General features: G+C 69.7%; 39 protein-coding genes. 35 read left to right on the forward strand and 4 right to left on the reverse strand.

Annotation, left to right across the window (positions count from 1 at the left end; translation table 11 throughout):
- Positions 1 to 21: 21 nt before the first annotated feature.
- The 27 genes from rplB (at position 22) to PZC42_RS03825 (ending at position 15,221) form a co-directional block, all read left to right on the forward strand.
- Positions 22 to 858 carry a 50S ribosomal protein L2 gene (gene rplB, locus PZC42_RS03695; protein ID WP_277208550.1) on the forward strand — a complete coding sequence of 279 codons (837 nt, stop codon included), beginning with the start codon at positions 22 to 24 and terminating at the stop codon, positions 856 to 858.
- Between the two features lie 14 nt (positions 859 to 872).
- Positions 873 to 1,154, forward strand: coding sequence for a 30S ribosomal protein S19 (gene rpsS, locus PZC42_RS03700; RefSeq protein WP_075829208.1), 282 nt, complete (start codon positions 873 to 875; stop codon positions 1,152 to 1,154).
- Positions 1,155 to 1,197: 43 nt separating this feature from the next.
- A complete protein-coding gene (gene rplV / locus PZC42_RS03705; protein ID WP_106267310.1) occupies positions 1,198 to 1,566 on the forward strand; it encodes a 50S ribosomal protein L22 in 369 nt (122 codons plus the stop codon).
- On the forward strand, positions 1,566 to 2,417 hold the full coding sequence (rpsC, locus tag PZC42_RS03710; RefSeq protein WP_277208553.1) for a 30S ribosomal protein S3: 852 nt from the start codon (positions 1,566 to 1,568) through the stop codon (positions 2,415 to 2,417). The genes rplV and rpsC overlap by 1 nt, the downstream gene beginning before the upstream one ends.
- Positions 2,418 to 2,420: 3 nt before the next feature.
- Positions 2,421 to 2,840, forward strand: coding sequence for a 50S ribosomal protein L16 (gene rplP / locus PZC42_RS03715; protein ID WP_106267307.1), 420 nt, complete (start codon positions 2,421 to 2,423; stop codon positions 2,838 to 2,840).
- Positions 2,840 to 3,079: a 50S ribosomal protein L29 gene (gene rpmC / locus PZC42_RS03720; RefSeq protein ID WP_106267305.1), complete on the forward strand. Its 240-nt coding sequence runs from the start codon at positions 2,840 to 2,842 to the stop codon at positions 3,077 to 3,079. Before rplP ends, rpmC begins: the two co-directional genes overlap by 1 nt.
- A 7-nt stretch (positions 3,080 to 3,086) precedes the next feature.
- Entirely contained in the window at positions 3,087 to 3,371 is a 285-nt protein-coding gene (gene rpsQ / locus PZC42_RS03725) for a 30S ribosomal protein S17 (protein ID WP_277208556.1), read from the forward strand.
- Between the two features lie 133 nt (positions 3,372 to 3,504).
- Positions 3,505 to 3,873, forward strand: coding sequence for a 50S ribosomal protein L14 (rplN, locus tag PZC42_RS03730; RefSeq protein WP_106267302.1), 369 nt, complete (start codon positions 3,505 to 3,507; stop codon positions 3,871 to 3,873).
- A 2-nt stretch (positions 3,874 to 3,875) separates the two neighbouring features.
- Positions 3,876 to 4,217 carry a 50S ribosomal protein L24 gene (gene rplX / locus PZC42_RS03735; protein ID WP_277208559.1) on the forward strand — a complete coding sequence of 114 codons (342 nt, stop codon included), beginning with the start codon at positions 3,876 to 3,878 and terminating at the stop codon, positions 4,215 to 4,217.
- A complete protein-coding gene (gene rplE / locus PZC42_RS03740; protein WP_277208562.1) occupies positions 4,217 to 4,789 on the forward strand; it encodes a 50S ribosomal protein L5 in 573 nt (190 codons plus the stop codon). The genes rplX and rplE overlap by 1 nt, the downstream gene beginning before the upstream one ends.
- 1 nt (position 4,790) lies before the next feature.
- Positions 4,791 to 4,976 (forward strand): type Z 30S ribosomal protein S14, encoded by a 186-nt coding sequence (locus PZC42_RS03745; protein WP_013837851.1) that lies wholly within the window; start codon positions 4,791 to 4,793, stop codon positions 4,974 to 4,976.
- A gap of 79 nt (positions 4,977 to 5,055) precedes the next feature.
- Positions 5,056 to 5,454 carry a 30S ribosomal protein S8 gene (gene rpsH, locus PZC42_RS03750; protein ID WP_277208566.1) on the forward strand — a complete coding sequence of 133 codons (399 nt, stop codon included), beginning with the start codon at positions 5,056 to 5,058 and terminating at the stop codon, positions 5,452 to 5,454.
- A 19-nt stretch (positions 5,455 to 5,473) separates the two neighbouring features.
- Positions 5,474 to 6,010 (forward strand): 50S ribosomal protein L6, encoded by a 537-nt coding sequence (gene rplF / locus PZC42_RS03755; RefSeq protein ID WP_277208568.1) that lies wholly within the window; start codon positions 5,474 to 5,476, stop codon positions 6,008 to 6,010.
- Positions 6,010 to 6,381 carry a 50S ribosomal protein L18 gene (gene rplR / locus PZC42_RS03760; RefSeq protein ID WP_277208571.1) on the forward strand — a complete coding sequence of 124 codons (372 nt, stop codon included), beginning with the start codon at positions 6,010 to 6,012 and terminating at the stop codon, positions 6,379 to 6,381. The genes rplF and rplR overlap by 1 nt, the downstream gene beginning before the upstream one ends.
- Before the next feature lie 37 nt (positions 6,382 to 6,418).
- Complete coding sequence (gene rpsE / locus PZC42_RS03765; protein WP_277208574.1) at positions 6,419 to 7,072, forward strand: 30S ribosomal protein S5; 654 nt, start codon at positions 6,419 to 6,421, stop codon at positions 7,070 to 7,072.
- The gene (rpmD, locus tag PZC42_RS03770; protein ID WP_106267288.1) at positions 7,072 to 7,254 is read left to right on the forward strand and encodes a 50S ribosomal protein L30; all 183 of its coding nucleotides are present in this window, start codon (positions 7,072 to 7,074) and stop codon (positions 7,252 to 7,254) included. The genes rpsE and rpmD overlap by 1 nt, the downstream gene beginning before the upstream one ends.
- A gap of 2 nt (positions 7,255 to 7,256) precedes the next feature.
- Complete coding sequence (gene rplO / locus PZC42_RS03775; protein WP_277208580.1) at positions 7,257 to 7,733, forward strand: 50S ribosomal protein L15; 477 nt, start codon at positions 7,257 to 7,259, stop codon at positions 7,731 to 7,733.
- A gap of 343 nt (positions 7,734 to 8,076) precedes the next feature.
- On the forward strand, positions 8,077 to 9,375 hold the full coding sequence (gene secY, locus PZC42_RS03780; RefSeq protein ID WP_277208582.1) for a preprotein translocase subunit SecY: 1,299 nt from the start codon (positions 8,077 to 8,079) through the stop codon (positions 9,373 to 9,375).
- An 80-nt stretch (positions 9,376 to 9,455) separates the two neighbouring features.
- Positions 9,456 to 10,013 (forward strand): adenylate kinase, encoded by a 558-nt coding sequence (locus PZC42_RS03785; RefSeq protein ID WP_277209275.1) that lies wholly within the window; start codon positions 9,456 to 9,458, stop codon positions 10,011 to 10,013.
- A 6-nt stretch (positions 10,014 to 10,019) separates the two neighbouring features.
- The gene (map, locus tag PZC42_RS03790; protein ID WP_277208585.1) at positions 10,020 to 10,889 is read left to right on the forward strand and encodes a type I methionyl aminopeptidase; all 870 of its coding nucleotides are present in this window, start codon (positions 10,020 to 10,022) and stop codon (positions 10,887 to 10,889) included.
- A 236-nt stretch (positions 10,890 to 11,125) separates the two neighbouring features.
- Positions 11,126 to 11,347, forward strand: coding sequence for a translation initiation factor IF-1 (gene infA, locus PZC42_RS03795; RefSeq protein ID WP_012867920.1), 222 nt, complete (start codon positions 11,126 to 11,128; stop codon positions 11,345 to 11,347).
- Between the two features lie 83 nt (positions 11,348 to 11,430).
- Complete coding sequence (gene rpmJ, locus PZC42_RS03800; protein ID WP_009740505.1) at positions 11,431 to 11,544, forward strand: 50S ribosomal protein L36; 114 nt, start codon at positions 11,431 to 11,433, stop codon at positions 11,542 to 11,544.
- A gap of 183 nt (positions 11,545 to 11,727) precedes the next feature.
- On the forward strand, positions 11,728 to 12,102 hold the full coding sequence (rpsM, locus tag PZC42_RS03805; protein WP_277208588.1) for a 30S ribosomal protein S13: 375 nt from the start codon (positions 11,728 to 11,730) through the stop codon (positions 12,100 to 12,102).
- Between the two features lie 80 nt (positions 12,103 to 12,182).
- Positions 12,183 to 12,587 carry a 30S ribosomal protein S11 gene (rpsK, locus tag PZC42_RS03810; RefSeq protein ID WP_106267278.1) on the forward strand — a complete coding sequence of 135 codons (405 nt, stop codon included), beginning with the start codon at positions 12,183 to 12,185 and terminating at the stop codon, positions 12,585 to 12,587.
- Positions 12,588 to 12,775: 188 nt separating this feature from the next.
- Entirely contained in the window at positions 12,776 to 13,792 is a 1,017-nt protein-coding gene (locus PZC42_RS03815; protein ID WP_277208590.1) for a DNA-directed RNA polymerase subunit alpha, read from the forward strand.
- A gap of 76 nt (positions 13,793 to 13,868) precedes the next feature.
- Entirely contained in the window at positions 13,869 to 14,393 is a 525-nt protein-coding gene (gene rplQ / locus PZC42_RS03820; protein WP_277208593.1) for a 50S ribosomal protein L17, read from the forward strand.
- 81 nt (positions 14,394 to 14,474) lie between these two features.
- Positions 14,475 to 15,221, forward strand: a complete 747-nt coding sequence (locus tag PZC42_RS03825; RefSeq protein ID WP_277208596.1) for an alpha/beta fold hydrolase — start codon at positions 14,475 to 14,477, stop codon at positions 15,219 to 15,221.
- A gap of 1 nt (position 15,222) precedes the next feature.
- Here the strand turns inward: PZC42_RS03825 and PZC42_RS03830 are convergent, their stop codons facing one another.
- Positions 15,223 to 15,969 carry an ROK family protein gene (locus tag PZC42_RS03830; protein ID WP_306573855.1) on the reverse strand — a complete coding sequence of 249 codons (747 nt, stop codon included), beginning with the start codon at positions 15,967 to 15,969 and terminating at the stop codon, positions 15,223 to 15,225.
- A gap of 40 nt (positions 15,970 to 16,009) precedes the next feature.
- Between PZC42_RS03830 and truA the strand changes: the two genes are divergently transcribed.
- Positions 16,010 to 16,966 carry a tRNA pseudouridine(38-40) synthase TruA gene (truA, locus tag PZC42_RS03835; RefSeq protein ID WP_438802898.1) on the forward strand — a complete coding sequence of 319 codons (957 nt, stop codon included), beginning with the start codon at positions 16,010 to 16,012 and terminating at the stop codon, positions 16,964 to 16,966.
- Positions 16,967 to 17,074: 108 nt separating this feature from the next.
- On the opposite strand, the gene PZC42_RS03840 is transcribed toward truA, so the two are convergent.
- A complete protein-coding gene (locus tag PZC42_RS03840; protein ID WP_277208601.1) occupies positions 17,075 to 17,488 on the reverse strand; it encodes a DUF5709 domain-containing protein in 414 nt (137 codons plus the stop codon).
- Positions 17,489 to 17,752: 264 nt separating this feature from the next.
- Here PZC42_RS03840 and rplM point away from each other — a divergent pair, with 264 nt between their 5' ends.
- The 5 genes from rplM (at position 17,753) to PZC42_RS03865 (ending at position 21,764) form a co-directional block, all read left to right on the forward strand.
- Positions 17,753 to 18,202, forward strand: coding sequence for a 50S ribosomal protein L13 (gene rplM / locus PZC42_RS03845; RefSeq protein WP_277208604.1), 450 nt, complete (start codon positions 17,753 to 17,755; stop codon positions 18,200 to 18,202).
- A 32-nt stretch (positions 18,203 to 18,234) separates the two neighbouring features.
- Positions 18,235 to 18,723 carry a 30S ribosomal protein S9 gene (rpsI, locus tag PZC42_RS03850; protein ID WP_277208607.1) on the forward strand — a complete coding sequence of 163 codons (489 nt, stop codon included), beginning with the start codon at positions 18,235 to 18,237 and terminating at the stop codon, positions 18,721 to 18,723.
- Positions 18,724 to 18,826: 103 nt separating this feature from the next.
- Positions 18,827 to 20,188, forward strand: a complete 1,362-nt coding sequence (glmM, locus tag PZC42_RS03855) for a phosphoglucosamine mutase (protein WP_277208613.1) — start codon at positions 18,827 to 18,829, stop codon at positions 20,186 to 20,188.
- Entirely contained in the window at positions 20,185 to 20,901 is a 717-nt protein-coding gene (locus PZC42_RS03860; protein ID WP_438802899.1) for a peptide deformylase, read from the forward strand. Before glmM ends, PZC42_RS03860 begins: the two co-directional genes overlap by 4 nt.
- 179 nt (positions 20,902 to 21,080) lie before the next feature.
- Positions 21,081 to 21,764 carry a DedA family protein gene (locus PZC42_RS03865; RefSeq protein ID WP_277208615.1) on the forward strand — a complete coding sequence of 228 codons (684 nt, stop codon included), beginning with the start codon at positions 21,081 to 21,083 and terminating at the stop codon, positions 21,762 to 21,764.
- On the opposite strand, the gene coaA is transcribed toward PZC42_RS03865, so the two are convergent.
- Complete coding sequence (gene coaA / locus PZC42_RS03870) at positions 21,750 to 22,652, reverse strand: type I pantothenate kinase (RefSeq protein ID WP_277209278.1); 903 nt, start codon at positions 22,650 to 22,652, stop codon at positions 21,750 to 21,752. The genes PZC42_RS03865 and coaA overlap by 15 nt on opposite strands.
- Before the next feature lie 259 nt (positions 22,653 to 22,911).
- Here coaA and PZC42_RS03875 point away from each other — a divergent pair, with 259 nt between their 5' ends.
- Together PZC42_RS03875 and PZC42_RS03880 are read left to right on the forward strand one after the other, a co-directional pair.
- The gene (locus PZC42_RS03875; RefSeq protein ID WP_277208617.1) at positions 22,912 to 23,322 is read left to right on the forward strand and encodes a nucleoside triphosphate pyrophosphohydrolase family protein; all 411 of its coding nucleotides are present in this window, start codon (positions 22,912 to 22,914) and stop codon (positions 23,320 to 23,322) included.
- On the forward strand, positions 23,319 to 23,669 hold the full coding sequence (locus PZC42_RS03880; RefSeq protein WP_277208619.1) for a holo-ACP synthase: 351 nt from the start codon (positions 23,319 to 23,321) through the stop codon (positions 23,667 to 23,669). The genes PZC42_RS03875 and PZC42_RS03880 overlap by 4 nt, the downstream gene beginning before the upstream one ends.
- Before the next feature lie 85 nt (positions 23,670 to 23,754).
- Here the strand turns inward: PZC42_RS03880 and PZC42_RS03885 are convergent, their stop codons facing one another.
- Positions 23,755 to 24,810, reverse strand: a complete 1,056-nt coding sequence (locus tag PZC42_RS03885; protein ID WP_277208621.1) for an LLM class F420-dependent oxidoreductase — start codon at positions 24,808 to 24,810, stop codon at positions 23,755 to 23,757.
- Between the last annotated feature and the right edge of the window lie 40 nt (positions 24,811 to 24,850).

Here is a 24,850-nt window from a genome sequence, read left to right on the forward strand (position 1 = left end):
AGCAGATCGAGGACAACTTCCATGGGAATCCGTAAGCACAAGCCGACGACGCCCGGCCGCCGCGGCTCGAGCGTTGCCGACTTCGTCGAGATCACGCGCTCGCAGCCGGAGAAGTCGCTGGTTCGTCCGCTGTCGAAGACCGGCGGTCGCAACAACTCCGGTCGCATCACGACCCGCCACAAGGGTGGTGGCCACAAGCGCGCCTACCGCGTGATCGACTTCCGTCGTCACGACAAGGACGGCGTGCCGGCCAAGGTCGCACACATCGAGTACGACCCGAACCGCACGGCGCGCATCGCGCTGCTGCACTACGCGGACGGCACCAAGCGCTACATCGTGGCGCCGAACAAGCTGTCGCAGGGTGACACCGTCGAGGCCGGTCCCGGTGCCGACATCAAGCCCGGCAACAACCTGCCGCTGCGCAACATCCCGACGGGTACCGTCATCCACGCCGTCGAGCTCCGCCCCGGTGGCGGCGCGAAGATCGCCCGCTCGGCGGGTGCCTCCGTGCAGCTCGTCGCCAAGGACGGCCCGTACGCCCAGCTGCGTATGCCGTCCGGCGAGATCCGCAACGTCGACCTCCGCTGCCGCGGGACGGTCGGCGAGGTCGGGAACGCCGAGCAGTCGAACATCAACTGGGGCAAGGCCGGCCGCAAGCGGTGGAAGGGCGTTCGCCCGACCGTCCGTGGTGTCGTCATGAACCCGGTCGATCACCCGCACGGTGGTGGTGAGGGCAAGACCTCCGGTGGTCGTCACCCGGTCAGCCCGTGGGGCCAGCCCGAGGGCCGTACCCGCCGTCCGAACAAGTCGAGCGACAAGCTGATCGTCCGCCGTCGCCGCACCGGCAAGAAGCGCTGATAGGAGCCTGACAGATGCCTCGTAGCCTGAAGAAGGGCCCCTTCGTCGACGACCACCTGCAGAAGAAGGTGGACGCCCAGAACGAGAAGGGGACCAAGAACGTCATCAAGACCTGGTCCCGTCGGTCGGTCATCACGCCCGACTTCCTCGGTCACACCTTCGCCGTGCACGACGGTCGCAAGCACACCCCGGTCTTCGTGACCGAGGCGATGGTCGGCCACAAGCTCGGCGAGTTCGCTCCCACGCGGACCTTCCGCGGCCACGTGAAGGACGACAAGAAGGGCCGCCGCCGCTGAGCGGGGCGACCCTGACGGTCTGAGAAAAGGAAGCAGGACAGCAATGGAAGCCAAGGCGCAGGCGCGGTTCGTCCGTGTCACGCCCCAGAAGGCCCGGCGCGTCGTGGACCTCATCCGTGGCAAGCAGGCCGTCGAGGCCGTCGCGGTGCTCAAGTTCGCGCCGCAGGCCGCGAGCGAGCCGGTCCGCAAGGTCGTCGAGTCCGCTGTGGCGAATGCCCGGGTCAAGGCCGACCGCGCGAGCGAGCGCTTCGACGAGACCGAGTACGTGGTCTCCGAGGTGTACGTGGACGAGGGCCCGACCCTCAAGCGGTTCCGACCGCGGGCCCAGGGGCGTGCGAGCCAGATCCTCAAGCGCACCAGCCACATCACCGTGGTCGTCGCACCGCGTGAGCAGAAGGAAGGGGCCCGATAGTGGGGCAGAAGATTCACCCGCACGGGTACCGCCTCGGCATCACCACCGACCACCGGTCGCGCTGGTTCGCCGACAGCACCAAGCCCGGTCAGCGGTACCGCGACTACGTCCGTGAGGACGTCCAGATCCGCAAGCTCATGAGCACTGGTCTTGAGCGCGCCGGTATCGCCAAGGTCGAGATCGAGCGCACCCGCGACCGCGTCCGCGTGGACATCCACACGGCGCGTCCGGGCATCGTCATCGGCCGCCGTGGCGCCGAGGCGGACCGCATCCGTGGGGAGCTCGAGAAGCTCACGGGCAAGCAGGTCCAGCTCAACATCCTCGAGGTCAAGAACGCCGAGATCGACGCCCAGCTGGTCGCGCAGGGCATCGCCGAGCAGCTGGCCAGCCGTGTCTCCTTCCGTCGTGCCATGCGCAAGGGCATCCAGTCCGCGCAGCGCGCGGGTGCGAAGGGTATCCGCGTGCAGGTCGCCGGTCGTCTCGGCGGTGCCGAGATGAGCCGTTCGGAGTTCTACCGCGAGGGTCGCGTGCCGCTGCACACGCTTCGCGCGAACATCGACTACGGCTTCTTCGAGGCCCGTACGACCTTCGGCCGTATCGGCGTGAAGGTCTGGATCTACAAGGGCGACATGACCGAGAAGGAGTTCGCCGCGCAGCAGGCTGCTGCCGGTCCGCGCCAGGGCCGTGGTGGCCGTGGTGGCCCCGAGCGTCGTGGCGGCCCGCGCCGCAACGACCGCAACGAGCGTCCGGCGCCGTCGAAGCAGCAGTCCGCTGCTGAGGCACCCGCCGCGTCCGACGCGCCGGCCCCGGCCGAGCAGGCCGCGGCCCCCGAGTCCGGAACGGAGGCCTGAGTCATGCTGATCCCCCGCAGGCTCAAGCACCGCAAGCAGCACCACCCGAAGCGCTCCGGCATGGCCAAGGGTGGCACCACGATCTCGTTCGGTGACTATGGCATCCAGGCTCTCGAGCCCGCCTACGTCACCAACCGTCAGATCGAGGCTGCTCGTATCGCGATGACCCGCCACATCAAGCGTGGCGGCAAGGTCTGGATCAACATCTACCCGGACCGCCCGCTCACGAAGAAGCCCGCCGAGACCCGCATGGGTTCGGGTAAGGGCTCGCCCGAGTGGTGGGTCGCCAACGTCAAGCCCGGCCGCATCGTCTTCGAGCTGGCCGGAGTCCCTGAGGAGCTTGCTCGTGAGGCCCTGCGCCGTGCGATGCACAAGCTCCCGATGAAGTGCCGTTTCGTGGTGCGCGAAGGTGGTGCGAACTGATGGCTATCGGTACCCAGGGGCTTGCCCCGGCCGACCTCGACGGCTTCGACGACGAGACTCTCGTCGCGAAGCTCAAGGAGCAGAAGCAGGAGCTTTTCAACCTGCGCTTTCAGGCCGCCACCGGCCAGCTCGAGTCGCACGGCCGCCTCAAGGCGGTCAAGCGAGACATCGCGCGGATCTACACGGTCCTGCGTGAGCGCGAGCTCGGCATCCGTACGGCCCCGAGCGTGAGTGAGTGAGGCACTGATGAGCGAGAACACCGAGACGGTGACCACCGAGGAGCGGGCAACCCGCAAGGTGCGCCGCGGCTACGTCGTCAGCGACAAGATGGACAAGACCATCGTCGTCGAGGTCGAGGACCGTGTGAAGCACCCGCTCTACGGCAAGGTCATGCGTCGCACCAACAAGGTCAAGGTGCACGACGAGCAGAACTCCGCCGGCATCGGCGACCTGGTCGTCATCATGGAGACCCGCCCGCTGTCCGCGACAAAGCGGTGGCGCCTGGTGGAGATCCTCGAGAAGGCCAAGTAAGACTGTCCTTCCCGGTGGGGGCGCGGTGTGACACACGTATGCGTCGAGTCCCCACCACAGCAACTATCCGTTCGGCAAGGCTCGCCCGGGAAAGCCCGGGCCGAGAACCGGCTCGACGACAGGAGATCAATCGATGATCCAGCAGGAGTCGCGACTGCGGGTCGCCGACAACACGGGTGCCAAGGAGATTCTCTGCATCCGTGTTCTCGGTGGATCCGGCCGTCGCTACGCCGGTATCGGCGACACCATCGTCGCCACCGTCAAGGACGCGATCCCGGGCGGCAACGTGAAGAAGGGCGATGTGGTCAAGGCCGTCATCGTCCGGACCGTCAAGGAGCGCCGTCGTCCCGACGGTTCCTACATCAAGTTCGACGAGAACGCCGCCGTCATCCTCAAGACTGACGGTGAGCCGCGCGGTACGCGCATCTTCGGCCCGGTCGGGCGCGAGCTGCGCGACAAGCGGTTCATGAAGATCATCTCGTTGGCCCCGGAGGTGCTCTGACCATGGCGAAGATCAAGAAGGGCGACCAGGTCCAGGTGATCTCTGGTCGCGACAAGGGCCTGACGGGCCGTGTGCTCGAGGTGCTCACCGACAGCGACCGCGTCGTCGTCGAGGGTGTCCAGCGCGTGACCAAGCACGTGAAGGCCGGCCAGTCGTCGCGTGGCACCCGTACGGGTGGCATCGAGACCGTCGAGGCGCCGATCCACGTCTCCAACGTGATGCTGGTCGACCCCGAGAGCAAGAAGCCGACCCGTGTCGGGTTCCGCCTCGAGGAGGTCGAGCAGGACGGTCGTACCCGTACGGTGCGCGTCCGCTACGCCAAGCGTTCCGGGAAGGACATCTGATGACCGAGACGACTCTCGAGGCCACGGCTGTGCCGCGCCTCAAGCAGAAGTACCGCGAGGAGATCCTGGCCGCGCTCCAGGAGGAGTTCGGTCACTCGAACCTCCACCAGGTCGCCGGTCTGACGAAGATCGTCGTCAACATGGGTGTGGGCGACGCGGCCAAGGACTCGAAGCTCATCGAGGGCGCGATCCGCGACCTGACCGCGATCACCGGTCAGAAGCCGCAGATCAACCGCGCGAAGAAGTCCATCGCGCAGTTCAAGCTGCGTGAGGGCATGCCGATCGGTGCGCACGTCACGTTGCGCGGCGACCGCATGTGGGAGTTCCTCGACCGGCTGCTGTCGGTCGCGCTGCCGCGTATCCGCGACTTCCGCGGTCTGAGCCCGAAGCAGTTCGACGGCCACGGCAACTACACGTTCGGTCTCACGGAGCAGTCCATGTTCCACGAGATCGACCAGGACAAGATCGACCGCGTCCGCGGCATGGACATCACGGTCGTGACCACGGCGACGACCGACGACGAGGGCCGCTCCCTGCTGCGCCGTCTCGGTTTCCCCTTCAAGGAGAACTGACATGGCGAAGAAGGCCCTGATCAACAAGGCGAACGCCAAGCCGAAGTTCGCCGTGCGCGCCTACACCCGGTGCCAGCGGTGCGGTCGTCCGCACTCGGTCTACCGCAAGTTCGGCCTGTGCCGGATCTGCCTGCGGGAGATGGCCCACCGCGGTGAGCTCCCCGGCGTCACCAAGAGCAGCTGGTAAAACAACTACGCCGTAGGTCCGTGCGGCGCTCGAACGAGTGCCGCACGGATACCCCGGCGAGGAAGGGCTGGAGCCCGATATGACTATGACCGACCCGATCGCAGACATGCTGACACGTCTGCGCAACGCGAACTCGGCGCACCACGACACGGTCACCATGCCGTTCTCGAAGCTGAAGTCGCGCATCGCGGACATCCTGCAGGCCGAGGGTTACATCACCGGCTGGACCGTCGAGGAGGCGAGGGTGGGCAAGGACCTCACCATCAACCTCAAGTACGGCCCGAGCCGCGAGCGCGCCCTGACCGGCGTGCGGCGTGTGTCCAAGCCGGGCCTGCGCGTCTACGCGAAGTCCACCAATCTGCCCAAGGTCCTCGGCGGCCTCGGCGTGGCCATCCTGTCCACCTCCTCCGGCCTCCTGACCGACCGTCAGGCGCAGGCCAAGGGTGTGGGCGGCGAAGTCCTCGCCTACGTCTGGTAATCGGAAAGGAGAGACGCCAATGTCTCGAATCGGCAAGCTCCCCGTTCCGGTCCCGGCCGGCGTGGACATCACCATCAGCGGCGCACTCGTGACAGTGAAGGGCCCCAAGGGGTCCCTCGAGCACACGGTGCCCGCCCCCATCACGGTCGAGCAGGAGGACGGCACCCTGAAGGTTGCCCGTCCCGACGACGAGCGTGGGTCCCGTGCCCTGCACGGCCTCACCCGCACCCTGCTGGCCAACATGATCACCGGCGTGACCAACGGCTACGAGAAGAAGCTCGAGATCGTCGGTACGGGTTACCGCGTGACCGCCAAGGGCACCGACCTCGAGTTCGCTCTCGGGTTCTCGCACCCGGTGAAGGTCACCGCCCCTGAGGGCATCACCTTCGCGGTCGAGAGCCCGACGAAGTTCTCGGTGTCCGGCATCGACAAGCAGCAGGTGGGCGAGGTCTCGGCGAACATCCGCAAGATCCGCAAGCCCGAGCCCTACAAGGGCAAGGGTGTGCGATACGCCGACGAGGTCGTCCGTCGCAAGGTCGGAAAGGCTGGTAAGTGATGGCTCTCAAGGTTCTGGGCAAGGGCAAGAGCGTCGCTCGTCAGCGCCGTCACCTTCGCCTGCGCAAGAAGATCAAGGGCACCGCGGAGCGTCCTCGCCTCGTCGTGACCCGTTCGTCGCGCCACATGATGGTGCAGGTCGTCGACGACACGGTCGGCAAGACCGTGGCCTCGGCCTCGACGCTCGAGGCCGACCTGCGCGCCTCGACCGACGACAAGACCGCCAAGGCCCGCAAGGTCGGCGAGCTCGTCGCCGAGCGTGCCAAGGCTGCCGGGATCGACGCCGTGGTCTTCGACCGTGGCGGCAACAAGTACCACGGTCGGGTGGCTGCGGTCGCCGACGGCGCCCGCGAAGGCGGTCTGGCGCTGTGATGACGACCACTTTCGCACGGAAGATGAGGATCCTCTGATGGCTGCAGGGCAGCGCAACACCGGCGCCCCCCAGGGCGCCAACGAGTCCAAGAACGACGGTCGCCGCTCCAACCGGCGCGACGACCGCCGCAACAACCCCCGCGAGGACAAGAGCGCCTTCGTCGAGCGTGTGGTCGCGATCAACCGCGTCTCCAAGGTCGTCAAGGGTGGTCGTCGCTTCAGCTTCACCGCGCTGGTCGTCGTGGGCGACGCCGACGGGACCGTCGGCGTCGGCTACGGCAAGGCCAAGGAGGTGCCCTCGGCGATCGCCAAGGGTGTCGAGGAGGCGAAGAAGAACTTCTTCCGCGTCCCGCGCATCCAGGGCACCATCCCGCACCCCATCCAGGGTGAGGAGGCGGCCGGCGTCGTGTTCCTGCGCCCGGCCTCCCCGGGTACCGGTGTGATCGCCGGTGGTCCGGTGCGCGCCGTGCTGGAGTGCGCCGGCATCCACGACGTGCTGAGCAAGTCGCTGGGATCGTCGAACGCGATCAACATCGTCCGCGCCACCGTCGCGGCCCTCAAGGGCCTCGAGGAGCCGGCCGCCGTGGCCGCGCGTCGTGGTCTCCCGCTCGAGGACGTGGCCCCGGCCCCGCTCCTGCGGGCCCAGGCCGCCGGTCTCGCTGCCAAGGGCGAGAAGAAGGTGGGTGCGTGATGGCTCGACTGAAGGTCACCCAGGTCAAGTCCGCCATCGGCGGCAAGCAGAACCAGCGTGACACGCTGCGGACCCTCGGCCTCAAGCGGATCGGCGACACCGCCGTGAAGGAGGACCGCCCGGAGATCCGCGGCATGGTCACCACGGTGGCGCATCTCGTCACCGTCGAGGAGGTCGAGTGAGCATGGCCGACAGCACCGAGAAGAACACAGCACCGTCCCAGCCGCTGAAGGTCCACCACCTGCGGCCGGCTCCTGGCGCCAAGAAGGCCAAGACCCGCGTGGGTCGTGGTGAGGCGTCGAAGGGCAAGACGGCGGGTCGCGGAACCAAGGGCACGAAGGCCCGCTACCAGGTTCCCGCGGGCTTCGAGGGCGGGCAGGTTCCCCTGCACATGCGCCTGCCGAAGCTCCGTGGCTTCAAGAACCCGTTCCGCGTCGAGTACCAGGTCGTGAACCTGGACAAGCTCGCCGCGCTGTACCCGGAGGGTGGCTCCGTCACCGTCGAGGGCCTCGTCGCCAAGGGCGCGGTCCGTTCGGGCCAGCCGGTGAAGGTGCTCGGCACGGGCGAGATCACCGTGAAGCTGGAGGTCGCGGTCGACGCGCTCTCCGCGTCCGCCAAGGAGAAGATCCTTGCGGCCGGTGGCTCCGTCTCGGAGGACTGAGAACTGACGGAGGGCCGGTGGCGCACGTGCGCCACCGGCCCTCCGTGCTGTCCTGGGGCGGGTGACGACCAGTCCAGGAGACCACTCGAGGAGGCCGACTTCGGGCGATCTGCTACTTTCGTTCGACGCACGTGGCCCAGGTCACTTCTCGAGGCACGTAGAATCCGTCACGGTCCGCACTGCACGCGGCGCACGCGACGCGCGCAGTGACCGTCGGGGACATCCGGCCGGACCACGACCGAAGTCGGTACGTCGACGTCGCGGCCATGCCGCAACGGAGGCGGACCACACCTCGCCGGACACCGGCGACACGACACCCCGCCGCGGCGGGTCAGGAGGATAGGTGCTCAGCGCATTCGGCCGGGCTTTCCGGACACCGGACCTGCGGCGCAAGCTGCTGTTCACGATCGCCATCATGGCGCTCTTCCGCGTGGGGTCGTTCATCCCGACGCCGGGCGTCGACTACGCCAACGTGCAGCAGTGCGTCGCTGTGCTGGACGACAGCACGTCGCTGCTCGGCCTGGTCAACACCTTCAGCGGTGGTGCGCTCCTGCAGCTGTCGGTCTTCGCCCTCGGGATCATGCCGTACATCACGGCGAGCATCATCACGCAGCTGCTGCGTGTGGTGATCCCGCGGTTCGAGGCTCTCCACAAGGAGGGCCAGTCCGGCCAGGCGAAGCTGACGCAGTACACCCGCTACCTCACCATCGCCCTGGCGATCCTGCAGTCGACGACGATCGTCACGACGGCGCGTACGGGCCTGCTCTTCCCGGGCTGCGGCCTCGACGTGGTCGTGGACGACCGCTTCGCGACGGCGGCGTTGATGGTGGTGACGATGACCGCGGGCACCGGCCTGGTCATGTGGATGGGTGAGCTGATCACGGAGAAGGGGATCGGCAACGGCATGTCGCTGCTGATCTTCACGTCGATCGTCGCGAGCTTCCCGACGGCCCTGTGGTCGATCGCCGGTGGCGCCAACGGCGCGATGAACTTCATCATCATGATCGCGGTCATCATCCTGGTGATCGGGATGGTCGTCTTCGTCGAGCAGTCGCAGCGCAGGATCCCCGTGCAGTACGCCAAGCGCATGGTGGGTCGCCGCATGTACGGCGGCACGAGCACCTACATCCCGATCAAGATCAACATGGCCGGTGTCATCCCGGTCATCTTCGCGGCGTCGATCCTCGCGATCCCCGCGCTCCTCGCCCAGTTCGGCGACCAGAGCGCCGAGTGGGTCATCTGGATCTCGAACAATCTCGCTCTGCAGGACCAGCCGATCTACATCGCGCTGTACGTCCTGATGATCATCTTCTTCGCGTTCTTCTACACGTCGATCACGTTCAACCCGGACGAGGTCGCGGACAACATGAAGAAGTACGGGGGCTTCATCCCCGGTATCCGCGCCGGCCGTCCCACGGCCGAGTACCTCGACTACGTGATCACCCGGATCACGTCGGCGGGTGCGGTCTATCTCGCCATCGTCGCGCTCATCCCGACGCTGGTGCTGGTGTTCCTGGGCGTCACGACGAACATCCCGTTCGGTGGCACGTCGATCCTCATCATCGTCGGCGTCGGCCTCGAGTTCGTGAAGCAGGTCAACTCCCAGCTCCAGCAGCGACACTACGAAGGGTTCCTCCGTTGACCGAGACGAATACCCCGACCACCCGCCGCGAGCTCCACGGCGCACCTGGCGCCGAGGGACGTATCACGCGTCTGGTGATCATGGGCCCGCAGGGCGCCGGCAAGGGCACCCAGGCGGCCCGCCTGGCGGAGGTCTTCGGTATCCCCGCGATCTCGACCGGCGACATCTTCCGCGCGAACATCGCCGGCGGCACGGAGCTGGGCAAGCTCGCGCAGGAGTACTCGGCCCAGGGCGAGCTCGTCCCGGACGAGGTGACGGACTCCATGGTGCGCGACCGCCTCGCCGAGGACGACGTCCACGGCGGGTTCCTCCTCGACGGCTACCCGCGCAACGCCCACCAGGTCGAGGCGTTGGACGAGATCCTGGCCGGACTCGGCTGGGAGCTCGACGGCGTCATCGAGCTGACCGCTGACCGTGACGAGCTGCTCGAGCGCATCGCCAAGCGCGCGGAGGTCGAGGGACGCGAGGACGACACGCCCGCCGCGATCGAGCGCCGGCTGGACATCTACGATGCCGAGACCGCGCCGCTCACGTCGGCGTACGCCGAGCGGGGCATCCTTGCCCAGGTCGACGGCATCGGGGAGATCACCGAGGTCACCGACCGCATCGTGTCCGCGCTCGCGCAGCAGCTCGGCTGAGGCGGCGTGTTCCGCCCGCACCCGCGGATCGAGCTCAAGAGCCTCGACCAGGTGCGCCTCATGCGCCGTGCCGGGCTCGTCGTGGCTGACGCGCTCGCCGCGGTGCGGGCGGCCGCCCACCCGGGCTGCACGACGAGCGAGCTCGACGCGGTCGCCGCGCGGGTGATCGCCGAGGCAGGTGCCGAGCCGTCGTTCCTGGGCTACCAGGGCTTCCCGGCGACGATCTGCACGTCGGTGAACGAGGAGGTCGTCCACGGCATCCCGGGCCGGCGTGCGCTGGCGACCGGGGACGTCGTCTCGGTCGACTGCGGGGCCGTCGTCGAGGGTTGGCATGGTGACTCTGCGATCACCTTCCTCCTCGACGAGTCCGGTGCGGTGGACGTCGACGACGCGACCGACGGCGTCGACCCGGCGGACCGGGGCCTCGTACAGGCCACCAGGACGGCCTTGTGGGCCGGCATCGCCGCCCTCGCCGGCGGCCGCCGGGTGGGCGACGTGGGCACGGCCGTCGAGGCTTCGGTGGACCTGTCCGCCGAGCTGCGCGGGGTCGAGTACGGGATCGTCGAGGAGTACACGGGCCATGGCATCGGTACGGCGATGCACCAGCCACCTGACGTCGTCAACTTCTCCGCCACCGACCGGGGGCCGCGTCTGCGGCCGGGTATGTGCCTCGCGATCGAGCCGATGCTCACGCGCGGGACGGCGGTCACGCACGTGCTCGAGGACGACTGGACGGTGGTCACGGCCGACGGGTCGCGAGCCGCCCACTGGGAGCACACGGTCGCGATCCTCGACGAGGGTGTCGCGGTGCTGACGGCCCCAGACCTGGGTGAGGCCGGCCTGGAGCCGTTCGGCCTGCGGCCGGTCATGTTGTGACGGACGTCAAGGTTGCTCTCCGTTCCGGATGGAGTAGGATGGTCTGTCGGGTGTAGTCCGCTCGTAGCTGCCCGTCCTGAGCCTCTCGGACACGTTCCGAGGAGCAGCGGACGTCGGCCTGACGAGCAGAAGCACGCGATCCACGTTCCCGACGTCCTGTCATGGTGCCGCCACGGCTGGCCGGAGGCGCGTGGCGGCAGTCCGTCGAGAGACACAGACGAGAGTTAGCGGAGGACATGGCAAAGAAGGACGGTGTCATCGAGATCGAGGGCAGCGTGGTCGAGGCCCTGCCGAACGCGATGTTCCGCGTGGAGCTGGCCAACGGGCACAAGGTTCTCGCGCACATCTCGGGCAAGATGCGGCAGCACTACATCAGGATCCTCCCCGAGGACCGGGTCGTGGTGGAGCTCAGCCCGTACGACCTGTCCCGTGGCCGGATCGTCTACCGCTACAAGTAGTCGTCATCCCCCCACCCGATCTACATCGCCGCCTGCACGGCCGTCCTCACGGGCCGGCCAGGGGAGGCGGCGGAGGAACACTGATGAAGGTCAAGCCGAGCGTCAAGAAGATCTGCGACAAGTGCAAGGTGATCCGCCGGCACGGTCGCGTCATGGTGATCTGCGAGAACCTGCGCCACAAGCAGCGCCAGGGCTGATCGCAGCAGCATGACTCCGCGGTGCGTCCTGGCACAGGACGCGTCGCGTACAGCGCACCAGCACGAACCTGGCCGCCCTCCGGGGCGTCAGGGGAACCTCCGGTCCAGGGGCCGGGGCCCGCGGTACTCGCGGGAGGCAGGTGCGGGAGACCTCTGGAGAGCAGTACAGGAGCCGGAAGGCATATGGCACGTCTTGTCGGCGTCGACCTCCCCCGCGAGAAGCGGATCGTGGTCGCGCTCACCTACATCTACGGCGTCGGTCGTACCCGCGCCGAGCAGGCCGTCGCGGCGACCGGGGTCTCCCCGGACGCGCGTGTGAAGGAGCTCAGCGACACCGAGCTCGTCGCGCTGCGCGACTTCCTCGAGGGGAACTACCAGCTCGAGGGTGACCTCCGCCGCGAGGTCGCTGCCGACATCCGCCGCAAGGTGGAGATCGGTACCTACCAGGGTCTGCGTCACCGTCGCGGACTGCCGGTGCGCGGTCAGCGCACCAAGACCAACGCGCGTACCCGCAAGGGCAAGAAGCGCACCGTCGCGGGCAAGAAGAAGGCCCGCTGACGTCAGCAGTCCGTGGAGCGGGTCAGGCTTCCTGACCTCCGCCCCGGTCCGACGACCTCAGACCAGGAGTATTTGCACATATGCCTCCCAAGACTCGCGCAGGCGCTGCGCGCAAGCCCCGCCGCAAGGACAAGAAGAACGTCCCGCTCGGCCAGGCGCACATCAAGAGCACCTTCAACAACACGATCGTGTCGATCACCGACCCGTCGGGTGCCGTCATCTCGTGGGCCTCTGCCGGCCACGTCGGCTTCAAGGGCTCCCGCAAGTCCACGCCGTACGCCGCGCAGCTGGCCGCCGAGTCGGCAGCCCGTCGCGCTCAGGAGCACGGCGTCAAGAAGGTCGACGTCTTCGTCAAGGGCCCGGGTTCCGGTCGTGAGACCGCGATCCGCTCCCTGCAGGCGACCGGCCTCGAGGTCGGCTCGATCCAGGACGTGACGCCGCAGGCGCACAACGGTTGCCGCCCCCCGAAGCGTCGCCGCGTCTGACCGTCTCGACTGCCGGCTGGGCCAGCGGGTGCGCGGCCGGGCGAGTGCCTCGGCTCTCGCCCTCCGTCGCGCCGACGGCTCAGCCGGCAATCTGCCTGGACGGGTGGACCGAGTCCCGTCCAGGGCCGCGCCAGACCGCGGAGCCGTGATGCGTCATATAGCGGACGCACACTGAAAGGACCAACACAGTGCTCATCGCACAGCGCCCGACACTGACCGAAGAGGTCATCTCGGAGTACCGTTCGCGCTTCTCCATCGAGCCGCTCGAGCCTGGCTTCGGCTACACGCTCGGCAACTCGTTGCGCCGCACGCTGCTGTCGTCCATCCCGGGCGCAGCGGTCACCTCCATCCGGATCGACGGTGTGCTCCACGAGTTCACCACCGTCCCGGGTGCGAAGGAGGACGTCACCGAGATCATCCTCAACATCAAGAACCTCGTCGTCTCCTCGGAGAACGACGAGCCGGTCGTGATGTACCTGCGCAAGCAGGGCGCCGGTGCGGCGACCGCGGCGGACATCGTTCCGCCCGCGGGCGTCGAGGTGCACAACCCCGACCTGCACATCGCGACGCTCAACGACGAGGGCAAGCTCGAGATCGAGCTCACCGTCGAGCGTGGACGTGGCTACGTGTCGGCCGCGCAGAACAAGGCCCTGGACGCCGAGATCGGCCGCATCCCCGTGGACTCGATCTACTCGCCCGTCCTGAAGGTCACCTACAAGGTCGAGGCCACCCGTGTCGAGCAGCGCACGGACTTCGACAAGCTGATCGTCGACGTCGAGACCAAGCAGGCCATCGCACCGCGTGACGCGCTCGCGTCGGCCGGCAAGACCCTCGTCGAGCTGTTCGGCCTCGCCCGGGAGCTCAACGTCGAGGCGGAGGGCATCGAGATCGGCCCGTCGCCGACGGACACCGCGCTGGCCGCGGACCTCGCGCTGCCGATCGAGGAGCTCAACCTCACCATCCGGTCGTACAACTGCCTCAAGCGCGAGGGCATCCACCAGGTCGGTGAGCTGGTCGCGCGCAGCGAGGCGGACCTGCTGGACATCCGCAACTTCGGTGCGAAGTCGATCAACGAGGTCAAGGAAAAGCTCGCGGAGCTGGGGCTTGCACTCAAGGACTCGCCGCTCGACTTCGACGCCTCCGGCGCGCAGTACTTCAGCGGCGGGGACGACGAGGCCTCGTACACCGACGAGCAGACGTACTGACGCACCGCGCCCGCAGCGGCCCCGCTCGACATGACGGGGCCGCGCGGCGCGGTACCACCCTCAAGGAGAACCAGAAATGCCTACCCCCACCAAGGGTCCGCGGCTCGGTGGCAGCCCCGCTCACGAGCGCCTGATCCTCGCGAACCTGTCGACGGCGCTCTTCGAGCACGGCCGCATCACCACGACCGAGACGAAGGCCAAGCGGCTGCGTCCGACCGCCGAGCGTCTCATCACGCTCGCCAAGCGTGGCGACCTGCACTCCCGCCGTCGGGTCCTGACCGTCGTGCGCGACAAGTCCGTCGTGCACACCCTGTTCACCGAGATCGCCCCGGCCATGGCCGAGCGCAACGGTGGCTACACGCGCATCACGAAGGTCGGCAACCGTAAGGGCGACAACGCCCCCATGGCGGTCATCGAGCTCGTGACCGAGCCGGTCAGCCCGAAGCAGGCCGTCGTGGCCGAGGCCACGAAGTCCGCTCAGAAGGCCGCGAAGTCGGACGAGAAGCCCGCCGAGGAGGCACCCGCCGCCGCGGAGGCCACCGAGGCACCGGTCGAGTCGACCGAGACCGAGGCTCCGGCCGAGGAGAAGAAGGAGGACTGAGTCCTCTCCTTCCAGCGGTCGCCCGAGGGCCCCGAACCACCTGAGGTGGTGCGGGGCCCTCGGCGTTCCTACGGTGGGGTCATGCTCCCGGTGGTGCTCCTGCACGGGTCTCGGACCTCGCGAACCATGTGGCGGCGCCAGGTCGGCGTCCTCCGGGAGGCGGGTGTCCCGACGACGGCGCCGGACCTTCCCGGTCACGGTGCGCGGCGCGGCGAGCGCTTCAGCCTGGACGGGGCGGTGAGCACCGTGCACGACGCGGTCGCGCAGGCCGGCGGCCGGGCGCTCGTCGTGGGCCTGTCTCTCGGGGGCTACGTGGCCATCGAGCATCGTGCCCGGTCCCCGGAGCAGTGCGCCGGCCTCGTCGCCGCGTCGTGCTGCACGAGCCCCGACGTGCCTCTGCGCAGTGGTTGGCTGCGGCTCGCCCGCTGGATCGAACGGTGGCCGGACTCCGGTGCCCGGCTCAACGAGGCGCTGGTGCGCGGCATGCTCGACGCCGAGTCCGGACAGGACCTGGCGGCCGGAGGCTTCGCGTTGGAGGTCATGGCAGACGTGCTCGACGAGGTGGGCCGGATCGACACCCGCGCCGACCTCCGGGCGACGGACAGCCCGGTATGGCTCGTCAACGGGCAGTGGGACCACTTCCGCGGACAGGAGCGCTCGATGCTCGCCGCGGCCCGCGCCGGGGGAGCGGACGCGCACCTCGTCGTCGTGCCGCGCGCCCGGCACCTTGTCAGCCTGGACCAGCCGGTCGCCTTCAGCCGCGCCGTGCTGGAGGCGCACGCGGCCGTGGACGCCCGGGAGGAGGCACGACCCGCCGTCGGGCAGTAGGTCAGTCCACGAGCAGGTCCCAGGCCCGCGCGCCGCCCACCAGCGCGGCCGAGTTCGGCACGACCACGACGTCGTCCCCCAGTCGCTCGAGGGCCGACGGCGTGATCCGCCGTGCGTTCCCGCCACCCAGGTAGAGCCGGTCCCACCAGAAGACGGGCCGCATGCCCTCGACGACCGCCACCACCCGCCGCGACCACAGCCCGTCGCCGAGCCGGCGCCGCTCAGGCTCCCCGACGTAGGCGTCGTAGGTGGTGCTGCGGCGCACCGGCGCGCGGGACCACTCCAGGTGCGGGGCGAGCCGGCCGCCGTCGAACAGTGCGGAGCCGAGACCTGTGCCGAGGGTGAGGACCAGCTCGACGCCGGACGACGCGATCACCCCTGCCCCGTGGACCTCGGCGTCGTTGAGCACGAGCGCGGGAAGGCCGAGCCGGTCGCTCAGCGCCGCGCGCACGTCGAAGCTGCTCCAGGCCGCCACGAGCTCGGGGACGACGCGGGTGCGCGGGCCTGCGCGGGTCACGTAGTGCGGGGTGTGGACGACCACGCCGTGACGGACCATACCGGGCATGCCGAGCGTCACCCGGCCTGCGGCCGGCAACCCCGCGGCGATCTCGGCCACGGTGTCGACGAGCAGCGTCGGGTGGAGCGGGTAGGGCGTCGGGACGCGGACGGGTGCGGCGTGGGCAGTGCCGGCGGCGTCGAGCACGTTCGCCTTGATGCCGCCACCGCCACAGTCCACCGCGAGGGTCATGAGATCGGCCACGGCCCCATCATCCGGTGAGAATGGTCCCGTGAGCACCTCGACATCCCCGAAACCGGCGGACGCCACGGCGCGCCGCGCCGACGCGGCCTCTTCGTCCGGCGTGCCCGACGGCGGGACCGTGCGTGTCCGCCTCGATCTCGGCTATGCGGGCACGCACTTCGCGGGCTGGGCGACGCAGCCGCGCCTGCGCACCGTGCAGGGTGTCCTCGAGGACGCCCTGTCCACGATCGTGCGCACCGAGGCGCTCGGTCTGCCGCGGCCACGGCTGACGGTGGCGGGTCGGACCGATGCCGGGGTGCACGCCCGCGGGCAGGTGGCACACGTCGACCTGCCCGCGAGGCGTTGGGAGGCGATGCCGGGCCGGTCCGACCGGTCACCGGGGCGGGCGTTGGTCGACCGGCTGTCGGGGGTGCTGCCGCCCGACGTCGTCGTGCACCGTGCGAGCCTCGCGCCCGAGGGGTTCGACGCGCGGTTCTCAGCGGCCAACCGGACCTATCGGTACCGCATCGCCGACAGCCCTGCGGAACGTGACCCCCTGCGGCGCGACTGGGTGCTGTGGCACCGCCGCGAGCTCGACGTGGAGGCCATGCACGTCGCGGCGCAGCCGCTCGTCGGCCTGCACGACTTCGCGGCCTACTGCCGGCCGCGCGAGGGCGCGACCACCATCCGTGAGCTGACCCGCTTCGACTGGACGCGCCCCGCCGCCGGGCCGGACGCCGGACTCGTCGTCGCGGTGGTCGAGGCGGACGCGTTCTGCCACTCCATGGTGCGGGCGCTCGTCGGGATGTCGCTCGCCGTGGGGGAGGGGCGCCAGACGCCGGACGCCCCTGCTGAGGTTCTTGCCGGTGGCAGCCGGTCGGCAGCGGCAGCCGTCGCCCCCGCGCGGGGACTCACGCTGGAGCACGTGGAGTACCCCCCGGACGCCGAGCTCGGACCGCGTGCGGCCCGCATCCGGGCTCGTCGTTCCGCCGACGAGCTGAGGTAGCGCGCGGCGCTGCGGCTCACGGCTCGGTGCTGGGGGTCGCCGTGTGCCTGCGCTCTGCTGCGGGCGGCGGCCTCGTTCCTCGGCCGTCACCCTGCGCGGCGCTGCGGCTCACGGCTCGGTGACCCAGTGGACGGCGGCCTCTTCCGCGCTGGCCCCCGCACCGTCGATCCCGGCATCGGTTCCGTAGACGTCGTTGTGGCGAGCTCCGTCGGCCCCGGGGTCGGCGCCCACGTCCTCGACGAGGCGTCCCGCCCGGGCCGTGTCCGGCCTGTCCAGCGGGTCCGCCTCCCACACGTCGGGCTCCTCCTCGGCGAGCCGCTGGTCGAGCGGCTCACCATGGGACTCCTCCCAGGACGTCTCGCCCCAGTGGTTGCTGCGGGGGCGCTCCGGCGGGGAGTAGCCCTCGTCGAGCGCGTCCCGGGTCCCACGGTCGAGCAGGGTGTCCTCGGTGGGCAGCTGGTTGCCGTCCCCCTCGGTGCCGAGCTCGGGGTCCGGTCGTGTCCCTGGCGTGTCTTCGGTCATGCCTCCACCGTGCACCTCGACCGCTGGGCGCGCAGCCCGGGAGGGGATGCGACCGAGGTGATGCACGTCGCTTTGACCACCACGACGGCGTGCCGCTAGACTGACTAGTCGTTGTGCTATGCCCCGGCGTCCCGCGCCGTCGACGTTCCCACCGTCAGACGGCGCAAGGGCCAGGACGCCGTCCTGGGGCCCCGCGTACAACATCTGACTCATCGGGCGCCGCTTCTCGCCCGACGACACCGACCACGAAAAAGGTTACGAACCGTGCGTACGTACACCCCGAAGCCCGGCGACGTCCAGCGTGACTGGCACGTCGTCGACGCGACCGACGTCGTCCTGGGCCGCCTGGCCAGCCAGGTCGCCACACTCTTGCGCGGGAAGCACAAGCCGACCTTCGCGCCGCACGTCGACGGCGGTGACTTCGTCATCGTCATCAACGCGGACAAGGTCGCCCTCTCCGGCAACAAGCGCGAGGACAAGCTCGCCTACCGCCACTCCGGCTACCCGGGCGGCCTCCGTTCTGTCAAGTACGGCGACCTCCTCGAGAACAACCCCGAGGAGGCCGTGGAGAAGGCCGTGCGCGGCATGCTCCCCAAGAACACGCTCGGGCGCGAGCAGCTCAAGAAGCTGAAGGTCTACCGCGGTGCGGAGCACCCGCACGCGGCCCAGACGCCCCAGCCTTTCGAGATCACCCAGCTTTCGCAGCAGGCCTGAGCCGCTGCCCGATGCCGAGCGAAGGAAACACTGTGGCTGACACCACCGTCGACACCGAGCTGGACGAGAACACGCCCAGCAACTACACCACCGAGACCGCGGCCCCCGTGGCCAACGGCGGTCAGTCCATCACTGCCCCGGGCCAGGCCCTGGGTCGCCGCAAGGAGGCCGTGGCACGAGTGCGCCTCGTCCCCGGCACCGGCCAGTGGAAGATCAACGGCCGTACCCTCGAGGACTACTTCCCGAACAAGGTGCACCAGCAGCTGGTCAACGACCCGCTGAAGCTGGTCGAGGTCGAGGGGCGTTTCGACGTCATCGCCCGCATCACGGGCGGCGGTCCCTCGGGCCAGGCCGGTGCGCTGCGCCTGGGCATCTCGCGCGCGCTCAACGAGATCGACCGTGACGCGAACCGTGCGGCCCTCAAGAAGGCCGGCTTCCTCACCCGCGACCCCCGTGCCGTGGAGAGCAAGAAGGCCGGTCTCAAGAAGGCCCGCAAGGCTCCGCAGTACTCGAAGCGCTGATCCGTCGCTTCCGCGCACGGCCCCGTCGGTACTCCGGCGGGGCCGTCCGCATGTTCGGACGCACTACGATCGTCCGAGCGCCCACTCGAGAGGACGAGAACTGATGGCACGACTCTTCGGCACGGACGGTGTCCGTGGCCTGGCCAACCGCGACGTGACGGTCGAGCTCGCGCTCGATCTCGGGAGCGCCGCAGCGCACGTGCTGGGCTCCCGGGCGACGCCGGGCCACCGGCCCAAAGCCGTCCTCGGGCGCGACCCGCGCGCCTCGGGCGAGTTTCTCTCTGCCGCGGTCTCGGCGGGGCTGGCGGCCTCCGGTGTCGATGTCGTGGACCTCGGTGTCGTACCCACGCCGGCGCTCGCGTACCTCGTCAGCGCCATGCACGCGGACCTCGGCGTGATGGTCTCCGCGTCGCACAACTCCATGCCGGACAACGGCATCAAGTTCTTCGCCCGCGGCGGGCTCAAGCTCGACGACAGCGTCGAGGACGAGATCGAGGCGGTGCTCGGCAACGGTTGGGAGCGCCCGATCGGGGCCGACGTCGGGCGGATGCGCACGGACACCGGCATCGCGGCGGAGCAGTACGTCGAGCACCTGGTCACGAGCATCGGCACGACGCCGGACCACCGGCCGCTCGAGGGTCTGCGCATCGCGGTGGACGCGGCCAACGGCGCGGCGAGCCAGGTCGGACCGGACGCGCTGCGCGCCGCCGGCGCGGACGTCGTCGTCATCAACGCGAGCCCCGACGGGCGCAACATCAACGAGAAGGCCGGCTCCACCCACCCCGAGCAGCTGCAGGCCGTCGTGGTGGCCGCCGAGGCGGACTTCGGCGTGGCGTTCGACGGCGACGCGGACCGCTGCCTCGCCGTCGACCACGGGGGCGTCCTGGTGGACGGCGACCAGATCCTCGGCATCCTCGCCAAGTCGATGAAGGACGAGGGCCGGCTGCCCTCCGACACGCTCGTCGTCACCGTCATGAGCAACCTCGGGTTGCTGCTGGCCATGAAGGACGCCGGGATCACGACCGTCCAGACGGGCGTCGGCGACCGGTACGTCCTCGAGGAGATGCGGGCGCACGGCTACGGCCTCGGCGGCGAGCAGTCCGGTCACATCATCCTCGCCGAGCACGCCACCACCGGCGACGGCGTCCTCACCGCGCTGCACCTCGCCGCACGGATCAAGGCGACCGGACACCGGCTGGCAGACCTCGCGACGGAGATCCCGCGCCTGCCGCAGACGCTGGTCAACGTCAAGGGCGTCGACAAGGCGCGGGCCGCCGTCGACGAGGACCTGCGCGCTGCCGTCGAGAGCGCGGAGTCGCTGCTCGGGGAGACGGGACGCGTCCTGTTGCGACCCTCCGGCACCGAGCCCGTCGTGCGCGTCATGGTGGAAGCGGCTACCCAGACCCAGGCCGACGGTGTCGCGGAGACGCTCGCCGCCGTCGTGCGGGAGCGGCTCGGCCTGTGAGCTCGTGGCCGGGCGAACCGGTCCCGGCGCTGGTCGACGCCGTGACCGAGCTGCTCGACGTCGCGTTCGCCCGGGCCGAGGCGCCCGGGGTGCTGCCGATCGTGCAGGCCGGCGACCCGGTCCTGCGCACGCCCGCGGCGCCCTACACGGGCCAGCTCGGGGACGTGCTGCCGCGCCTCCTCAAGGCGATGCGGCGCACCATGCGGGCGGCGCCCGGCGTCGGGCTCGCGGCGCCCCAGATCGGCATCGCGCTCGCGCTCGCCGTCTGCGAGGACACCGGCATGCCCGGCGACAAGCGTGAGCGGGCACCGATGCCGTTCCGCGTCCTGGTCAACCCCGACTACGCTGCGGCGGCCGACGACGGCACGCCAGCTCCGCCCGGCGCGGTGGCCGGTGCGGGTGGGGCGGGTCATCCGTCGCGCGTCGCCTTCTACGAGGGCTGCCTGTCCGTCTCCGGCTGGCAGGCCGTCGTCGCGCGGCCCCGCAGCGTCCGGCTGACGGGGCAGGACGAGACCGGCGCGTGGTTCGACGAGGTGCTCACGGGATGGTCGGCGCGGATCGTGCAGCACGAGACCGACCACCTGCGTGGCGTGCTCTACCTGGACCGTGCCGAGACCCGGTCGCTGGCGTCGAACGCGAACCTCGAGCGGTACTGGTCGGCGTCGCCGGACCCGACGCCCGCCGCCACGGCACTCGGTTTCACCCTCCCCTGACCTGCTGCCGCCATGCGCTGGACAGATGCTGTGAAACCGGCGTGAACGTTCGCTGCTCAGGGGACTACCCGGGACATCCCTGATGTCCCGGCGACCGCGCTACCTCTACGCTGGGACTCGTCGCACCGGTCGGTGCCGATGCCGCCGCCGGCCGGGCCGGCTGACGAACGAGGGACCGCGTGCCGGGAATCGCCATGATGCTGGACCAGGTGGAGGCCTGGATCCTCGAGACCGCCGCCTCCGTCTGGATCTACCCCGCGATGTTCGCCTCGGCCTACATCGATGGCTTCTTCCCCCCGGTCCCCAGCGAGTCGGTGCTCGTCACGCTCGTGATCTCCGCGCAGGCCACCGGCGTGCCCTGGCTGTGGCTGATCATCCCCGTCGCGGCGGTCGGGGCGTGGCTGGGCGACCAGACCGCGTACCTCATCGGCCGGCGCTACGGCACCGAACGGCTCGCCGGGATGCGCAGCGCCCGGGGACGCAAGACCGTCTCGTGGGCGCGGCGTGCGCTGGCGCGACGCGGCGCCGTCTTCATCATCGCGGCCCGCTACATCCCCGTCGGTCGGGTGGCGGTCAACATGACCGCCGGAGCGCTCGGCTATCCGCAGCGACGTTTCATGGTGTTCTCCGGCGTCGCCGCCGTGCTCTGGGTCGCGTACTCGACGCTGATCGGCATCGCCGCAGCCGAGGTGCTGGGCCACAGTCCGTTGCTGGCGATGGTGGTCGGCGTGGTCGGTGGTGGTTTGCTGGGCCTCGTGGTCGACCGGGTGGTCCAGGCGTTCACGCCCCGCGAGGAGGTCCTGGAGGAGATGCGCACCCAGGCTCCGGTCGCGGTCGTCGAGGAGGCCTCAGAGCTTGCGTAGCCGCACCCGCTGGACGGAGTGGTCCGAGCCCTTCGTCATGACGAGGGTCGCCCGGCCCCGGGTGGGCAGCACGTTGTGCTCGAGGTTCGGGGCGTTGATCGACTCCCAGATGTTCAGCGCGCGCTCGGTGGCCTCCGCGTCGGACAGGTCGGCGTAGCGGCGGAAGTACGACTCCGGCCGGCTGAACGCCGTACGACGCAGCTTGAGGAACCGGTCCACGTACCACTGCCGGATGTTGCGGGTACGGGCGTCGACGTAGATCGAGAAGTCGAAGAAGTCGCTCACCGCGACCGTCGGCTCGGTGGTCGAGGTCGAGCGCGCCGGCTGCAGCACGTTGAGCCCTTCGACGATGAGGACGTCCGGCCGGTGCACCACGGCTTCCTCGCCCGGGACGATGTCGTAGACCACGTGCGAGTACACCGGGGCGTAGACCTTCGGCTGGCCGGCCTTGACGCGGGACAGGAATCGGATGAGCGCCCGGCGGTCGTACGACTCGGGGAACCCCTTGCGGGACAGCAGGCCCCGGCGCTCCAGCTCGGCGTTGGGATAGAGGAACCCGTCGGTGGTGATGAGCTCGACGTGCGGCGTCTCCGGCCAGCGGGCCATCATCTCGCGCAGCACCCGCGCCGTCGTCGACTTGCCGACCGCGACCGAGCCGGCGACGCCGATGACGTAGGGGGTGCGGGGCGGTTCCTCGCCGAGGAACGTCGACGTGGCGCGGTGCAGCCCGGCGGTCGCCGTGACGTACAGGTTGAGCAGCCGGGACAGCGGCCGATAGATGGCGTCGACCTCGGCCAGGTCGATCGGGTCGCCGAGACCGCGCAGCCGTGCCACGTCCTCGTCGGTGAGCGGCAGCGGCGTCTGCTCGGACAGGCCGCTCCAGGCCATCCGGTCGAAGTCGACGTAGGGGGAGGCCGGTGCGAGCCGGGGCAGGTGCTCCGACAGGGGAGGGAGCGACGAGTCACCGTTCCCGGGTGTCGCGGACGAGGAGGTCACTGGTCGATTCTGCCCGAGGTCCCCACCGGCGACGCAAGCGACGGCCGGGACGGGCGCTGCCCGCCGGTGCCGAGCATGCGACGGCAGCCCGTCCCAGAGCGCCGACGGGCCGACGTCGCATGCTCGGCCGTCGAGGAGGCATGATCGACGCATGACCGAGCCTGGTGCACCCGGACCCGAGCCGTCGTCGGACGGTGTCTTGTCGGCAGAACGACCGAACCGCTCGCTCGCGGCGCTCGCGGACGAGGTCGAGATCATCTCGCGCGTCTACGAGCGGCTGTTCGGTGTGCCGCGGTCCGACGACTGGCTCGTGCTCAAGCTTCACGAGGAGATCGGCGAGCTCACCCAGGCGTACCTGGCCCGGTCCGGACGGTCGCGCGACCGCGGGGAAGCTGCCGAGACGGTCGACCTGGGTTTCCGGGCCGAGCTCGCGGACGTGCTGGCCCAGCTGTTGCTGGTGGCACGGCGGTTCGACGTCGACCTCGAGGGCGAGCTGGAGCGCAAGTGGTTCCGTTGGCGCCACCTCGTCGAGCCTGCGGACGAGGCCGGGGTGCGGCGATGATCATCGGGGTGGGGATCGATGTCGTCGACGTCGAACGGTTCATGGCCACGCTGGAGCGCACCCCGCGGCTGCGCGAGAAGCTGTTCACCGCCGAGGAGCGGGAGCTGCCGGCGTCGTCCCTGGCCGCGCGGTTCGCCGCGAAGGAGGCGATCGCCAAGGCGCTCGGGGCACCCGGAAACATGCGGTGGCACGACGCCACCGTGCATCGTGTCGTCGGCGGGCCGCCCGAGGTGGAGCTGCGGGGCACGGTGCAGGCGCGGGCAGAGGAGCTGGGTGTGCGGCACTGGCACCTGTCGATCTCCCACGACGCGGGGATCTCGTCCGCCATGGTCATCGCAGAGGGCTGACCACCCCGAGCGCACTTCTGCGGTCGGTAGTTCGGGGCGAGATCGGTAGTTCGAACTACCGATCTCGCCACGAACTACCGACCGGTCAGTCCTGCAGCTCGGGGATGACCTGGCGCTGGAACAGCTCGATCTGGTCCCGGTCGCCCACGGCGTTGGGGAAGTACGCGATCGTGTAGGTCATCCCGCGTGCCTTGAGATCCTGCAGCGTCTCGACGATCTGCTCCGGCGTGCCGACCAACGGGCCGTTGCGCCAGTTGTGCACCTCGCGCTCGCCCGCGTCGTTCGGCGCGTACGTGCCGAAGTGCGACTCGATCCACGCCAGCCGGTCCTCGACCTCGGCCTGGTTCTCGCCGATGACGACGTTGTAGTCGGACGAGCGGGTGATCGCACCGAAGTCCGTGCCGACGTCCTGACAGTGCTGCTCGAGGATCTGTGACTTGTGTGAGAACGTCTCGGGGTCGCCCGCGAAGTTCGTGTACTGCGCGAACCGCGCCGCGATGCGCAGCGTCTTCTTCTCGCCGCCGCCCGCGATCCACAGCGGGATGCTCGGGACCTGCGCGCCGTCGTCGCCGACCGGGAGCTTCTGCAGCGGCTGCGGGTAGCACAGGGCGCCGTCGACCTGGTACCGCTTGCCCTCGAACGTGCCGGAGTTCCCCGTGCGCCACATGTTCGTCATGATCTGCACGCCCTCGTCGAGTGCGCGGATGCGCTCGCCCGCGCTCGGGAAGCCGTAGCCGTAGGCGCGCCACTCGTGCTCGTACCAGCCGGCGCCGATGCCCATCTCGAGGCGACCGCCCGAGATGGCGTCGACCGTCGCCGCGACCTTCGCCAGGTACGTCGGCTCGCGGTAGGACATGCACGTGCACATCTGACCGAGGCGCACCCGCTGCGACGCGGCGGCGAAAGCCGCCATGAGCGACCACGCCTCGTGCGTCGCCTCGGGATTCGGCACCGGCACCGTGTGGAAGTGGTCGTAGACCCACACCGACTCCCAGGCGAACCCACCGCCCGGGACGGCCTCGCCCGCCGCGGCGTTGTCGGCGTAGTGGAGGAGAGACAGCATCGTCTCCCAGTGCTGCTCCGGCGGGACGTCGGTGAGCGAGTGCCGCCAGCCCTGCGGGATGAAGAGTCCGAATCGCATGGCCCGAGCCTATGCCTCCTGCTGCACCGGTGCGCGGGTC

Source organism: Isoptericola croceus (assembly GCF_029382255.1).
Classification (GTDB): Bacteria; Actinomycetota; Actinomycetes; order Actinomycetales; family Cellulomonadaceae; genus Isoptericola; species Isoptericola croceus.